The sequence below is a fragment of the Pararobbsia alpina genome (assembly GCF_965118125.1).
Taxonomy (GTDB): domain Bacteria; phylum Pseudomonadota; class Gammaproteobacteria; order Burkholderiales; family Burkholderiaceae; genus Pararobbsia; species Pararobbsia alpina_A.
The window spans coordinates 229525-243365 of sequence record NZ_OZ221289.1; the positions used below are offsets into that span (position 1 = coordinate 229525).

General features: G+C 61.0%; 12 protein-coding genes and 2 pseudogenes. 9 read left to right on the plus strand and 5 right to left on the minus strand.

Annotation, left to right across the window (positions count from 1 at the left end; genetic code table 11):
• Positions 1–102: 102 nt before the first annotated feature.
• The gene (locus tag ACMFWR_RS31800) at positions 103–606 is read left to right on the plus strand and encodes a hypothetical protein (RefSeq protein WP_413197768.1); all 504 of its coding nucleotides are present in this window, start codon (positions 103–105) and stop codon (positions 604–606) included.
• 47 nt (positions 607–653) lie between these two features.
• Here the strand turns inward: ACMFWR_RS31800 and ACMFWR_RS31805 are convergent.
• A pseudogene (locus ACMFWR_RS31805) lies at positions 654–1013 on the minus strand (sorbosone dehydrogenase family protein); the annotation flags it as partial.
• Between the two features lie 140 nt (positions 1014–1153).
• On the opposite strand from ACMFWR_RS31805, the pseudogene ACMFWR_RS31810 reads away from it, so the two are divergent.
• The 8 genes and pseudogenes from ACMFWR_RS31810 to ACMFWR_RS31845 form a co-directional block, all read left to right on the plus strand.
• Positions 1154–1615, plus strand: a pseudogene (locus tag ACMFWR_RS31810) (IS66 family transposase); the annotation flags it as partial.
• A 391-nt stretch (positions 1616–2006) separates the two neighbouring features.
• On the plus strand, positions 2007–3482 hold the full coding sequence (locus tag ACMFWR_RS31815; protein ID WP_413197398.1) for a sensor histidine kinase: 1476 nt from the start codon (positions 2007–2009) through the stop codon (positions 3480–3482).
• On the plus strand, positions 3467–4837 hold the full coding sequence (locus tag ACMFWR_RS31820; RefSeq protein ID WP_413197399.1) for a sigma-54-dependent transcriptional regulator: 1371 nt from the start codon (positions 3467–3469) through the stop codon (positions 4835–4837). Before ACMFWR_RS31815 ends, ACMFWR_RS31820 begins: the two co-directional genes overlap by 16 nt.
• 149 nt (positions 4838–4986) lie before the next feature.
• A complete protein-coding gene (locus ACMFWR_RS31825; RefSeq protein ID WP_413197400.1) occupies positions 4987–5775 on the plus strand; it encodes a hypothetical protein in 789 nt (262 codons plus the stop codon).
• Between the two features lie 58 nt (positions 5776–5833).
• Complete coding sequence (locus ACMFWR_RS31830; RefSeq protein ID WP_413197401.1) at positions 5834–6403, plus strand: hypothetical protein; 570 nt, start codon at positions 5834–5836, stop codon at positions 6401–6403.
• Between the two features lie 12 nt (positions 6404–6415).
• Entirely contained in the window at positions 6416–7531 is a 1116-nt protein-coding gene (locus tag ACMFWR_RS31835) for a metallophosphoesterase family protein (RefSeq protein ID WP_413197402.1), read from the plus strand.
• A 3-nt stretch (positions 7532–7534) separates the two neighbouring features.
• Positions 7535–8773 (plus strand): MFS transporter, encoded by a 1239-nt coding sequence (locus ACMFWR_RS31840; protein WP_413197403.1) that lies wholly within the window; start codon positions 7535–7537, stop codon positions 8771–8773.
• Positions 8770–10023 carry an arsenic transporter gene (locus tag ACMFWR_RS31845; protein WP_413197404.1) on the plus strand — a complete coding sequence of 418 codons (1254 nt, stop codon included), beginning with the start codon at positions 8770–8772 and terminating at the stop codon, positions 10021–10023. Before ACMFWR_RS31840 ends, ACMFWR_RS31845 begins: the two co-directional genes overlap by 4 nt.
• Before the next feature lie 388 nt (positions 10024–10411).
• Here the strand turns inward: ACMFWR_RS31845 and ACMFWR_RS31850 are convergent, their stop codons facing one another.
• From ACMFWR_RS31850 to ACMFWR_RS31865, 4 genes are all read right to left on the minus strand, one after another.
• Complete coding sequence (locus tag ACMFWR_RS31850; RefSeq protein WP_413197405.1) at positions 10412–10921, minus strand: DUF1993 domain-containing protein; 510 nt, start codon at positions 10919–10921, stop codon at positions 10412–10414.
• A gap of 565 nt (positions 10922–11486) precedes the next feature.
• A complete protein-coding gene (locus ACMFWR_RS31855; RefSeq protein ID WP_413197406.1) occupies positions 11487–11960 on the minus strand; it encodes an RES family NAD+ phosphorylase in 474 nt (157 codons plus the stop codon).
• A complete protein-coding gene (locus tag ACMFWR_RS31860; protein ID WP_413197407.1) occupies positions 11957–12406 on the minus strand; it encodes an antitoxin Xre/MbcA/ParS toxin-binding domain-containing protein in 450 nt (149 codons plus the stop codon). The genes ACMFWR_RS31855 and ACMFWR_RS31860 overlap by 4 nt, the downstream gene beginning before the upstream one ends.
• A 698-nt stretch (positions 12407–13104) precedes the next feature.
• Positions 13105–13818, minus strand: a complete 714-nt coding sequence (locus tag ACMFWR_RS31865) for an SDR family NAD(P)-dependent oxidoreductase (RefSeq protein ID WP_413197408.1) — start codon at positions 13816–13818, stop codon at positions 13105–13107.
• Positions 13819–13841 lie beyond the last annotated feature (23 nt).

Below are 13841 nucleotides of genomic sequence, written 5' to 3' on the forward strand. Positions count from 1 at the left end.
ATTGTTGCGAGCGACCGCTTTCGCGTGGCTGGCCTGCTGGCAGATTTTGCCGTTGGACTATATGTTGCCCTCACTGACTCACGACAACGGAGCGTCGAAATAATGAAGCTTTTTATGCGTTTCTTTACGATAATCCACGCGCTGATGGCCCTCTTGTTTACGTGTTCTGCACTGATGCTGATCGCGATCGCAGCACGCGTCGGCGCAACCGCCGCTACGAGTCAATGGGATTCGACAAGTGCACTGTCCGTATTCGAAGCGTTGGGATTACTTGCCGGAGCTGTCGTCGCTTTGCAGATCGCTGAGACCGTCGTGGAAGAAGAGGTGATACGGGAGGCCGACGTAAGCGCGCCGACGCGTGTGCGGCGCTTCCTGTCGCGTTTTTTAGTGGTGGTGATTGTCGCGCTTGCCATCGAGGGGCTCGTCGCTACTTTCAAAGCGCTCCACCAAGATCCTTCGCAGCTTCGATACGCGGCATGGCTTATCGCATCGACCGCTCTGCTTCTTAGTTCGTGGGGTGTGTTTGTTCACCTGAATCGGTCGGCGGAGGAACTTGAGCCGGAGGCCATGGCGGAAGCGAAACGCGAGGACGAGAAGCTACAGTGATGGTTGCTGATTCGAGCGATCGTCACGATACGCTTCGGTCAGACCGGCTACGTATTTAAGAAGCTGCGGCTGCGGCTGCGTCGGCGTCCTTCCGGTGCGACTTTAGTTGACTGGACGTCGTTACTCGGCGCTACTCCGCATATAACGTTGCCGACAACGTCGGCCACAAGCAGGGTACCTTGCGCGTCGAGTGAGACGCCAACGGGTCGACCCCCACCGCGTAACCATTGGGCGTCAGAAAGTCTTCAGGTGCGCCCGTCGAAAAATGGCACGAATACCACCTTGTAGCCGGTACGCGGCTTGCGGTTCCGTGCATGGCCAACAAATGCGCCGTTCCGACAGTGCGGTGGGAACAACGCACGGCCGCAGAACGCCAGCCCGAGCGAAGCCGTATGATTGCCGAGCGCTTAGCGGGCTCGGCGGCAGTCCACGGATTGCCACTCATTTTGTCCGGACCGAGTCCCAGTTCTTCCCGGACCAACGCGTCAAGTGCTTTCTGCCGATCTTGCTTCAGTTGCGAAGCGACACGCTTTGCCTCGTCGAGGTTCAGTCCTTTGCGGGCCCCTTGCTCGAGCAACTCCATGCCTCGCTGAAGGGCACGCTTGACTCTCGAAAAAAGCCGACATGAGTCGGGCGATCCTCTATGCGCTAAACCGACGGGAGGCGCTCACTCGATACTGCGACGATGGTCGACTCGAGATCGATAACCTGCCATTCGAGCGCGCTGCGCGGAGCGGCTATTCGGCGCCGGAATTGCTTATTTGCAAGTGCCGGCTCCGGTGGCGAACACGCGGCGGCGATTCCCAGCCTCGTCGGCACAGCGAAGCTCAACGACATCGACCCTGACGCTTATCTGAGCTTCGTGCTCGGACGTGTCGCGGATCACGCGACTAACCGTATCGACGAACTTATGCCTTGGATTGTCTCGGATCAACTTCGCGTTCGCGACCGATTGTCAAGATGCCGCCGTCGAGACGGCACTCGTGACACGCTACGAGCAAGTGTATAGTTTGAACGCTGCGATTTTGTACATTGCCACGAAGGACCCCGGTAAAACAATACGAGCAACGATCTAACCTTCCTGGGCGGCAGAGATGGACGATATGCGTAGCTTGCTGCTCGAGCGACCGCCAGCTTCCTGAAGCCGGAACCAGCCATACGAGGGACGGCGCAAGAGCCGGTATGCCGGACTTCCATGATTTGACGTGGTCTCGGCCAATCCGGGCCAAGGCGAGGCGTAGTTATTCTCAGTCAGCGTTTCTCGCAGGGGTCCATCTCATTTCATTTGGACTGTGCCGGCTCCGGGTCATCGAGAAGGATGGGCGGCCTGCATGGATGCGATAGCCAGGCAAAGGAATTGCTTCGAGGGGCGCTGACTTTGTTCACTAGCTGATCCTTCAATGCCAAGACCGTCGTTCTCCACGCAGCTACTTGCGCTCTGGATCCTGATCGCCGTGCTATGTGGCCTGCTGAGCGTTGCGGTATGGCTGATGTTGTCATCCGCGCTGAGTGAGCGTGTCGATGCGGCGAGGCGGCAGGCGGCGACTACGTGTACTGCCGTCGCGTCGCGCTATGACCTGTCGATGCAGCGCTCGGGTGAGACCAATGTGGACCTCATGCACGCGGTGCTCGATCTTGTGCTGATCCAGACCGATGGCATCGAAGGCGGCTTCTGGACCAATGAACCCAACTCCAATGGTTTCATCGCCTACGCGTTTCCTACCTACGGCGGCAGCGGGCTCAAGCGCGACGTCCCGGAGGCGGAGACGCCGCTGATTCTCCGCGCACTCAGGGGCGCGTCGAGTACCGGACAGCTGCAAACCGAAATCGTGTCGAGCGGCGCAGACGCCGTGCTTACCGTGGCCTGTCCGGTACCGCGGCACGCGGGACTCTTTTCATGGACGCTCACACGCGCGCGTCCCCCACTCGGTCCTTACGGCGAGCGCGCTGCAACCATTCTGGCCGGAGTGCTTGCTATCATTGTGGTGCTTGCCTTGTTTCTGGCATTGACGCTAAGACGCTGGAAGCACAATCTCACGCGACTGGAGCGGGCGCTCGCTCCCGAGGGCGACTTTGAGCACGGCAAGCGTCTCGACCGGCTCGGCGAACGCGATCTGGATCAGATCGTCGATGCACTCAACCGCTATGGCGACCGCGCCGAACGCCTCGCGCACGATGCGAATGCGCTCAACCGGCGGCTGGCTGAAGCGGAACGGTTCAGCACGTTAGGCAAGATGGCAGCACAAATCGCCCATGAGATCCGCAATCCGGCGGGCGCGATGCGCCTGAAGGCCGAAAACGCACTGGCGGGCGATGGTACCCGCAGGGACGCCGCGCTACGGACCATCATCGAGCAGGTCGCACGCATTGAAGCTCAGGTGACGAGCCTGCTGGCGCTGACGCAATCGGTCACTGTGCACGCCCGCGAAGTCGACCTGCACGCGTGGGTCGATGAAATCATCCATACCCATGAAGCACACGCCGAAAGCAAAGGTGTCGCGCTCGGCGCTAACGTCGCGCCGAGCGCGACACAACCGATATTCGACCCCGCTCAACTGGCGCGTGCGCTCGAGAACCTTGTCGTGAACGCTCTCAGACACACGCCTTCAGGCGGTAACGTGACCGTTCGCGCCAGCTGCGCGTACATACAAGAAGGCGCGAGGCTCAGGCTCGAAGTCGCGGATAGTGGCCCAGGCGTCAGTCAGGTCGAGCGCGAGCGGATTTTCGAGCCGTTCGTAACGGGTCGTCCTGATGGATCGGGCCTGGGCCTTGCCGTCGTGCGCGAGATTGCGTCGGCGCACGGCGGCCGCGCTTACCTTGCGGAAGATTTGAACGAAACTCGCTTTGTAATCGATCTGCCATGGCGACCATCCTGATCATTGACGACGACGATGCTTTTCGCGAGGGCTTGGCGGAAACGATTCAGGACCTCGGTCATTCGACGTCCGAAGCCCGTTCGGGCGAAGATGCACTCTCGCATTTGCGAGAGCATCCGACGCCCGGATGCATCTTTCTCGACTTCCGCCTGCCCGGTGCGGACGGACTTGCCGTGCTCGAATCGCTGCGCAGCATGCCGGGATTGCAATCGGTGCCGGTTGTCATGGTCACCGCGCACGCTACGAGCGACAACACCATCGGCGCCATGCGACTCGGTGCCTTCGAGCATCTCACCAAGCCGGTCGGCCGAGACGACATCGCCGCACTCCTCGAACGCATTCTCTCCGCGCAGTCTCGCGCACCCGCCGCGCAAGGGTTTGCCGATGAAATCAAGTCACGCGAGCCGCAGTTGCTCGGCGTGAGTGAAAGCATGCGTGAAGTGCAAAAGCGCATCGGCCGCGCGGCGGCCACGAATTCGACCGTGCTCATTACCGGTGAAACCGGAACCGGCAAGGATATCGCTGCCCGGGTGTTGCACAGCGCGTCGGCCCGCGCGAGCGGCCCGTTCGTCGCCGTAAACTGTGCGGCCATCCCTGAAGCGCTGCTGGAAAGCGAACTCTTTGGGCATGGCAAGGGTGCCTTTACGGGCGCGCAGACCGACAGGCGAGGGCGCGTCGAGGAAGCGCATGGCGGAACGCTCTTTCTCGATGAAGTCGGCGACATGCCGCTTCCAATGCAGGCAAAGCTCCTGCGTGTGCTGCAGGAACGGCAGGTCACGCCGCTTGGAACGAACCGGGTCGTGTTGGTCGATGTGCGCGTGATTGCCGCCACGCATCGCGATCTCGTTTCGATGGTCGAGGCAGGTGCCTTTCGGCAGGATCTGCTCTTTCGACTCAACGTCATCCCTTTGCATATGCCGCCGCTGCGCGAACGCGTGACTGACATCCTGCCGCTCGCCGAGCATTTCCTGACGGGCGCATCGCCCGATGCAGCGCGTAAGCATCTTTCCGCTGATGCCCAGCGCCTGCTTGCTACGTTTGCGTGGCCAGGCAACGTCCGCGAACTTGCCAATGCGATTGAGCGAGCCAGCGCGCTTGCGCCTGCCTCTCTGCTGACTCGCGAAGACTTCGCGTTCCTCACGGCAACCGCCGACAGCGCGGACCTCGCAATTCCCGCCACACTGCTCGAATTGCCTCTCCCGCAAGCAATGGCGCGACTGGAGCGCGCGATGATTGAGCATGCGCTTTCGGCATCGGGTGGTAATCGCGCGGAAGCGGCACGCCGGCTCGGCATCAGTCGCCAGTCGCTCTATACGCGCCTCGCGGCAATGGGCATATCCGAGGCTTCGGCATAAACGCTCAAAGCGTCCGGCAAGCGGACATATGCTGTCGGGTTGCTTGACACATCAACGGGCCGCTCGGCTCGCGACGCCTTGATCCAGCTGGCGCTTTCGTATGGCATAGCCATTGCAAGGACCTCCTCGCTACGCGAAAGGAGTGAACCATGCAATCGACCTCATACCCCGGCTTGCGAATCGCCTTGCTCACGGCCGTGCTCTCGGCCAGCGCAGGCTGTGCCGCGCAACCGCATCCGCAGCCTATGGCTCAGCCCGCCGTCAGCCCTGCGCCACCTCCCGCTACGGGTGATGTACCGCCATCGGCCGATGGATCGCGCGCGCCGCCGGTGCCGCCTCCTCGTGGCGCTGCGCCGGTTGCGCGAGCGGACGCGACCTCAGTTGCCACCATGCAGGCCACCGTTGCGAAATTCCTGACGAATCCGGATGGCGACGTGGATGGCTTCATGACCGACGACGGAACGCTGGTGCGCTTTCCGCCTCATCTGAGCTGGCAATTGACTTCGGCAGTCCGCTCGGGTGACAGCGTACAAGTGAGCGGTACGCGCGATGAAAGCGGCAATCTCACTGCGCAGCGCATCACCGACTCACGCAGCGGCCAGCAACTGATCGACGAACCTCCTGTTCCGGGCTCGCCTGCGTTGCCGAACGCTGCACGCGTGGGAGGTCTCTCGCGTCTGAGCGCGCAAGGCCAGGTGGCGCATGTCACGACCGCGCCGCGCGGCGAGCCGGATGGCGTCATCCTCTCAGACGGCACGGTGATCAAACTCACGCCGCGTGCCGCCCAACAGTTCGCGACACTGATACGGACAGGCGCGACGGTTTCGGCACAAGGCTATGGCACGCGCAACCAATACGGCACCGCGCTACAGGCGACGGCATTCGGTTCACCGGGCAACCTGGTCCCTCTCTACGATCGCAACGCCCCCATACCTTGATACGTCGCAACGACGCTATCCAGACAACATCCACTCATTCTTCATAAGGACCATCGACATGCATTGGATCGACCCGACCAGCCTTCCCCAAACTCGCGGCAAGGTCACACATTTCCTTTTGAACCCGCACGGTGAAATCGACGGTCTCGTGATCGGCGGGCGGCAGGTTCATTTCCCGCCGCATCTCTCGAAGAAACTGGCGCGGCACGTTGCGCTGGGTGACGAAGTGCAGGTCCGCGGCGTCAAGCCGCGTCACGCAGACATGATCGCCGCCGTGTTGCTGACGACCGCAAGTGGCGCGGTAATTCTCGACGAAGGCCCGCATCAAAACGGCGACAAACACGAAAGGCCACACGTCGAACACAAGCAGATGGTCGCGTCGGGTGAGGTCGTGCTGTCCCTTTTCGGACCGAAGGGCGAATTGCGCGGAGCGCTGCTCGACGACGGTACGTCGCTGCGCATGCCGCCTCACGCGGCCACGGAACTGGCCGCTTACCTGAGTCCGGGCGCACATGTTCACGCCTGGGGGCGCGGCGTGAAGAACCGACACGGGCGCGCAATCGAGGTCGACGAAATAGCCGAACTCGTCGACGAGCAGCAGACATCTGACAGGCTTCATTCCGTCTAAGGAGTATGTGCCATGCTGAGTTGGGTGCACTTCGGTGATCTTCATGCACCGGACGACGATCGCTACAGGAGCCTCGTCCATTTGAGGTCGATGATCCGCATGGTGAATCGCCGCCTGTCCGATCGGGTCGATTTTGTGTTTTTTCCGGGCGACAACGCGAACAATGGAACAAACGAACAGTTCCGGCGCATTGTCGATGAAGTGGCGGCCCTGCAGGTGCCGTTTCACGCGATTCCCGGCGATCATGATTACGAGCCGGGCAATCTGGACGCGTTCCATAGGTTCGCACACGCCCCGTTGCCGTTCTCCCGCATTGTGAAGGGCCATCGATGCATCTTTCTCGATGTCGTATCGGCCGGCAGCGGCGGCCCCGACTTTCGGCTCTCAGGCGCAGACCTCCAGTGGCTCGAGCACGAACTGGTTTTGTCAGTCCAGGACCGGAAGCCGGCCGTGGTCTTCATGCATGCGTATCCGGGCGACATTGCCGATGGCGAAGCGCTGGCAGAGGCGTTCGCACAGGCCAACGTCGCCATGGTCGATACGGGGCATACGCACTATAACGAGCTGCTCAACGACGGTTCGGTGATCTACGCCGCGACACGCTCCACCGGTCAGATCGAGGAGGACGATGGGCGCCCGGGCTTCTCCGTGGCGGCGGTCGACGGCGACGTCGTGAGCTGGAAGTTTCATCCGTTCGATGCGACGTGGCCGTTCGTCATGATCACGCGGCCGTCCGACCGGCGGCTACAGCGCAGTCGCCGTTCGCCCGATGCGACGGACGCACATTGCGTTCGCGTGCTCGTGTCTGGTGACGAGGTCGTGTCCGTCACCGGCGATTTCGGTGGCGTCCCGTTCGAGTTGTCGCCGAGTCTGAGTGAAGCGGGCGTCTGGCACGGGACGTTGCCGTCTATCGAGGCGAGCGATGCGGTGTCGCTGGTCGTGACCGCGCATACGGCGGATGGGCGAAGCGGCACGGATTCCATCGAGCCGACGGCGGCCGGAATGGCGGAACGACACGTCGAGCCCCGCGCTCCACTTGGCACCGACGCGTACGTCGTCGACGCGTGGCCGGAGCACGGCATTCTTGGCTCACAGCTTGGGCCCAACAAGAGCGGACGCCATTGGTGAATCATGAACCCGCTCTACGCCCTCGAAGGACTAAATTTTTTCATGGCCGATGTGCAGGCGGGCATCGGACCTTTTCTCGGCGTCTTCCTTCAGGCGCAAGGCTGGCATACCGCTGCGATCGGCACGGTCATGACGCTCGGCGGCATCGCGGGCATGCTTGCGACGTCACCGGCCGGCGCTCTCGTCGACGCGACCGCTCATAAGCGCGGCATCATCGTTATCGCGGGAGTGATGACGACCCTGGCGTCCCTCGTGCTGTGGGTGTCGCACAGCTTTGCAATGGTGGCCGCCTCGCAGATTTTCACGGCCGTGACGGGAGCCGCGCTGGGTCCGGCGATAGCGGGCGTGACACTCGGCATGGTTCGCGACAAAGGTTTCGATCGGCAGTTCGGCCGCAACCAGGTGTTCAATCACGCGGGCAACGTAGTGGGCGCCGCGCTCTCCGGTTGGCTTGGATGGCGTTACGGATTCGGTGCCGTGTTCGCGCTTACGGGTGTGTTCGGTGTTTTGACGATCATTTCGACGTTGCTCATTCGCCGCGATGCGATCGATCACGACAGCGCGCGCGGTCTCGGAAGCGTGGCGACGGACGCGTCAGGGCACGAACATGCAACCGGCTTTCGCGTTCTGCTGACGTGCCGCCCGCTGCTGCTGCTCGCAGCATCGCTTGCCATGTTCCATCTCGGCAATGCTGCGATGCTTCCGCTTTACAGCCTCGCGGTCGTCGCCGCGCATCAGGGCGATCCCAGCGCCTTCACTGCACAGACCATAGTAGTCGCGCAATTGGTGATGGTCGTGGCCGCATGTTTTGCGAACCGGCTGATTCAACGGATCGGCTACTGGGGTGTCATTCTCATCACCTTCCTTGCGTTACCACTGCGCGGACTGGTGGCCGCGACGTTCATTACCGCGTGGGGCGTATGGCCGGTTCAGGCGCTCGACGGCATTGGTGCCGGCTTGCAGAGCGTCGCAGTGCCCGCACTGGTGGTGCGGCTGCTGCAGGGTACGGGGCGGGTCAATGTCGGGCAGGGTATCGTCATGACCGTACAAGGCGTCGGCGCCGCGCTCAGCCCTGCTTTGGGCGGCGTGCTCGCCCAGCATTTCGGCTACGCGAGCGCCTTCCTCGTACTGGGCGCCGTGTCGACAGGATCGCTCGCGCTCTGGCTGCTGTTTGCTACCGCGCTTAAGAAAGCATGCGGCGTTCTCCGCGACATCGCCAACGACGCCACTCTGACCACATGAATCCAATCTTTCTCTCGTGGGGCATTGCGCTCGCCGCGACCGCCGGCGTGATCCTGCGACCATTTCGCTGGCCCGAAGCCGTTTGGGCCGTGATCGGCGCGCTGATGCTGGTCGCGCTTGGACTGCTTCCCGTGAGGCTTGCGTGGCAGGCGGTCGGCAAAGGCACCGACGTCTACCTCTTTCTGATCGGCATGATGCTTCTCTCGGAGCTCGGGCGCCGCGAAGGTCTGTTCGATTGGGTAGCGGTGCATGCCGTCAATCTGGCGAAGGGGGCGCCGCGTAAGCTTTTTTTTCTGGTGTATCTCGTGGGTATTGTCGTGACGACGTTTTTGTCAAACGACGCCGCCGCTGTCGTCCTGACACCCGCAGTGTTCGCCGCCGCGAGGAAAGCGCAAATGAAGCCGCTTCCGTTGCTCTATGTGTGCGCCTTTATTGCCAACGCGGCGAGTTTCGTTCTGCCGATCTCGAACCCCGCCAACCTCGTGCTCTACGCGAACCATACGCCCGAACTCGGTCTTTGGGTCGCGCGCTTCACATTGCCCTCGGTGCTTTCGATTGTCGTCACGTTCGTGATGTTGCGCTGGATGCAGCGTGCAAATCTGAGGGGTGTCTGCGCGCGCGACTTGCCGGTGGAGCTGCTCAGCGCGAACGGCAAGCTCACGCTGGCGAGCATCGGCGTGACGGCGACCGCACTGCTCGTCGTCTCGGCCTTCGATCTCCAACTCGGTCTTCCTACTGCGATTCTGGGCATCCTTACCGCGCTGGTCGTGCTGATCAAGGAGCGGCAGTCTCCCCTTGGGCTCATCAACCAAATATCCTGGAGCGTCCTGCCGCTCGTTGCCGGTCTCTTCGTGCTGGTCGAGGTGCTCAACCGTACGGGCGTTATTCACGAACTTGCTGCTCTACTGGAGCAGGCGACCCGACAGAACGCGTCGATCGCGGCGGCGCTGTCAGGTCTGGTCATCGCCTTTGGGAGCAACGCGATCAACAATTTGCCTGCCGGTCTCATTGCGAGCGCGACGGTGTTGCAGTCGCACGTTCCCGAGCGGGTTATCGACGCGCTACTGATCGGTGTGGATCTCGGCCCGAATCTGTCGATTACCGGCTCGCTTGCCACGATCCTCTGGCTGTCGGCGATTCGACGCGAAGGCGAGGAAGTAAGCTTCGGGCAGTTTTTCAGGATTGGTGTGGTCGTCATGGTGCCCGCGCTTGTACTGGCGCTTGCGAGCCGACTTATTGTCGGACGCTAACAGACGGAGGCCAGACGAATGGGCAACGCGTGGAAATATCCCTTCATCATTCATCGGTCTGCCTTGTTGTCAACTTAACGTTCGATCGACCGACCGAGGTCGCGGACGATCAACCCTTCATGGTCGATTTGATTGTGGGAATCCGACACGACCGTCACAAAGGCAAAGTCGCGGAATGCTTGGCGTATCGACTGCAGCCGTGTGTCAGCGCGCCGCAAAGGAAAGCTGGGAAAGGAGCGACAAGACGCTGCAAGCGATCGCATTTGAGCGGGACGGACTCATCGACGCTTTCTTCCGGGTGCGGAAGCTCGTCCACACCGCCGGCCGATTTTTCGGGCGCTCGACACATGCTGCCGACCGGCGGTCCGATCGTCGCGTGCCCCAACGATCAGTATGTGCCCATGTAGTCGCGCTTGCCGATTTCGACACCGTTGTGGCGCAGGATTGCGTAGGCGGTCGTGATATGGAAGAAAAACTGCGGCAGTCCGTAGTTTTGCAAATAGGCGTTGCCGACCAGCCGCTTCTCCTTCGGCGTACCGGGACGCAGGACGATCTCCCTGTGTTCGCTTCCCTCGAATTGCGAGGCGTCGAATGCGCCAATGTAGGATAAGGCCCTAGCGATCAGCGTTTGCAGGTCGGCAAACGTGACCTCAGTGTCTGCCCACGAAGGCACTTCCACGCCGGCCAGGCGCGAAGTGATGCCCTTGGTGAAATCGGCGGCGATTTGCACCTGGCGCACTAGCGGGAACATGTCAGGAAACAAACGTGCTTGCAGCAGCGCGTTCGGGTCGATGCTCCTTTCGGCGGCGTGTGCTTCGGCCTTCGTGAGTATCTCGGACAATGCGGCCAGCATTTGCTTGAAAACGGGGACGGAGGCACTGTAGATGGAACTGGTCATGATCACTCTTTCGGTCGACGTTGAATGCCGCGCGGAAGATGCCGCGCCAGCCTGTTTTAATCTTTTGACGCGTGATTGTACTGATTAAGGCGCATGAGGCGACGAAGCGCTTGTCACTACTTGCCCAGGGCCTACGGATGCATCGGTAGTTGTAGTGCGCCGATCACGAGGATACCCAACCTACATACGATGGCCGGCAGGGCTTTTTTTGGGGTTGCCTCCCACGAAATATGACTAGTCGCTAGGGCGTCATCCAGCGGGGGCACACCATCTCGATTGCTCGTTGTCGCATTACTGCTCGTGCCGCCACTTTCCCCGAATGCTCAAGCTCTCCCGTCTCCTATCGAGCGAAAGGCTGCATGTTGCGGCGTGGTCCATGAGCACGAGCTGCCCTGCAACAGAAGACCTTCGAACAACACTCACCTGAAACCGCGTAAGGACGGGCGATGCGGCAACTCACTGCATCGAGCCGTGACAGCGTTCCACGCTGGCCCGTTGTCCGCTCTCTAGGGCCGCAACGTGCGTCGCCGGGCTCCTTTTCGGATCGAGAGAATGCTCATTCCCATCACTGTTCCTGACGTATTAGCTTCAGGATGCGTGGATCGTGCTGCACGTCGAGAACTTCCGCGACGTGCAGGTGCGACGCATCGGAGTGAAGCGGGTTCATCAAGTAGTTTCTGGCGAATGGGACGATTACGCTGGGCACCTCTAGCAACACGCTTGTGCCGGTCGACAGCCACTCGCTGCCGGCGGCCCGCGTCCATGCAGTCATTGCACGCCAATCGACAGGTGCTGGGCTCATGTCGAGCCGGGCCGTTGATGCCTCGTCGTCGACTTCAATTCTCAGCAGCCGATAGATCGTCGGAAGATCGTCCCCTGAGCGTATCTCCAGGTGGACAAGGATTTCTAGAAGCGCGAGAGCAGGGTGCTCAGCAAGGTAGACGATCGGCCGTCCCGCGTTATGCCAGCGCGCCGGGGCGCGCAGACCTCCTATGCCTAAGAGGTCTGCGTGATTGCTAATGCGCCACAGCGTCGTCAAGCGAAATAACCTTCTTCGAGTTGTACGAGGGCTTCTTCTACGAGGCGCGCGCCATGTTCAGTCCCAGCCATGTCGAGACCCGAGGCACCGCCAAAACGCTTTTTGGGCGCTCGTAACCAACCCATTGCCTTATCGTTGTCGTCGAAGGTCGCGATGGCCTGCGCGATGATGCGAGCCAAACGGATTGCGCGATCAGATTCTTCGAGAGTTAACCGCTCATCGTGTTGGCGACGATGGGCCAAGGTTCGCCGCGGGATGATAAAGGCGAGCTCATCGGCTCGCAGCCCTCGTTGTATGAGCCGATCAAGTACCGCGATGTCAATGCGTTCGCGGGCCAAGGTCGCGAGATCGAAACCGGATCGAACAGGCGCGGCCAGCAACGCGGCCAGCAACCCAAACTCCGCAGAAACGGGAGCGGCTGCGCCGCTCGGAACGAAGACAACCATAGACCACCCCAGGCAATTTGCCCATTCAATGATGGCATTTTGCCACAGCTAGCTATAGCAGGGCCAACCGTAAACCCCGGGAGAAGCCGCTACACGGATTTTATATACTGAAAGAGCGTAATTTCACGCCTGGCCAATCGTCGATTCACCGCCGTACTGCGTTGCGGAGCGCGCGCTCCCACTAACTCTGCTCGACTGCACCGGGAGTGGTGGCCCGGTTGAATGACTGGTCCCAGCCGGTATGCACGAACGAGATCAGGGCATCGAAATGGCGTGGCAAACGCGATGGAGCCGATGCTTACAGTCGGAGAAGCGTCGGGTCGTTATTTGTCCGTCTATTACTTCACATAATGCAAGGGGATTGATATGTAGCAGATGCTACACAAAGGCAGAAATAGGGCGGCACTTCGTAATGTTGACGGTGCTAATACGAGTTATCACCCTTGGCTCGACGATGAAGATCACTAAAATCCACGGAGCCATGTCGACGTGGCGCGCAACCAGCGCGCAGGGCGGGATGCACTACATTGCATCGCGGTGGCCCAAAGGCGATGATCTCTGCGCGAGTTTCGGGCGAGAAACAATTCGATCGCATTCGCATCGGACTCTGGCTGCCGCATTTGACAGCGACCCGCCCTGGACCACGTGCCCATTCGAAAGTCATTCGCCATGTACGAGAGGAACGGGGTGTCGCTCGATCACCATCGGACGGTTCGGCCGCGGTAGTCGAGGTATTCCAGACCAGGGCGCCCTAACTTGCTTAAAAGCACGTTCACCACACCGGGAGCGCTCTCCTCAATCGACAGCCGGCCCTCAGGACCGCCGAGGTCCGTGCGGACCCACCCCGGCGCGACCAGCAACAAGGCTCGCGGCGTTTGTGCTTGGCGCGCGGCGAAGCTGCGCATGAACTGATTCAACGCTGCCTTGCTGCCGCGATAAAGCTCGCGTTGACCGGATTCGTTGTCCGCAATGCTGCCTTGTCCGGATGACATAACCCCGATTAGTCCTGGCGGCGGAACCAGGCCGGACAGGCCCTCGACGACTCGCATCGGGCTGAGTGCATTGGTGATCATGAGATTCACGAAATCCTCGGTCGACACTTGGCCGATGGTCTGCGTCGGATCCGGATTGGTCGTGCCGGCGTTGACGAACACAATGTCAAACGTTCTGCCGGACAAGCGTTCGCGCAGGGCACGAATCTGCTCGGGGCAATTGATGTCGAGGGTTTCAACTTCGATCTTGTCCGGGTGCGTATCGGCCAGTTCGTGCAGCAGACTGCGGTTTCCACCAGCTCGGACGGTGCCCATCACGTGCCATCCCTTGTTCAGGAACTCCGCCGCCATTGCGTGGCCGAGGCCTCGAGATGCGCCGACGATCAGAACGGCCGGTGAGTGGGTAAGAGCGTGAGACATGGCGTTTTCCTTTTCGTGCGATT

Coding starts and splice junctions, on each gene's coding strand:
- ACMFWR_RS31865 (WP_413197408.1), bottom strand. CDS start 13,818: ATGTCTCACGCTCTTACCCACTCACCGGCCGTTCTGATCGTCGGCGCA.
- ACMFWR_RS31860 (WP_413197407.1), bottom strand. CDS start 12,406: ATGGTTGTCTTCGTTCCGAGCGGCGCAGCCGCTCCCGTTTCTGCGGAG.
- ACMFWR_RS31835 (WP_413197402.1), top strand. CDS start 6,416: ATGCTGAGTTGGGTGCACTTCGGTGATCTTCATGCACCGGACGACGAT.
- ACMFWR_RS31825 (WP_413197400.1), top strand. CDS start 4,987: ATGCAATCGACCTCATACCCCGGCTTGCGAATCGCCTTGCTCACGGCC.
- ACMFWR_RS31800 (WP_413197768.1), top strand. CDS start 103: ATGAAGCTTTTTATGCGTTTCTTTACGATAATCCACGCGCTGATGGCC.
- ACMFWR_RS31840 (WP_413197403.1), top strand. CDS start 7,535: ATGAACCCGCTCTACGCCCTCGAAGGACTAAATTTTTTCATGGCCGAT.
- ACMFWR_RS31820 (WP_413197399.1), top strand. CDS start 3,467: ATGGCGACCATCCTGATCATTGACGACGACGATGCTTTTCGCGAGGGC.
- ACMFWR_RS31815 (WP_413197398.1), top strand. CDS start 2,007: ATGCCAAGACCGTCGTTCTCCACGCAGCTACTTGCGCTCTGGATCCTG.
- ACMFWR_RS31830 (WP_413197401.1), top strand. CDS start 5,834: ATGCATTGGATCGACCCGACCAGCCTTCCCCAAACTCGCGGCAAGGTC.
- ACMFWR_RS31850 (WP_413197405.1), bottom strand. CDS start 10,921: ATGACCAGTTCCATCTACAGTGCCTCCGTCCCCGTTTTCAAGCAAATG.
- ACMFWR_RS31845 (WP_413197404.1), top strand. CDS start 8,770: ATGAATCCAATCTTTCTCTCGTGGGGCATTGCGCTCGCCGCGACCGCC.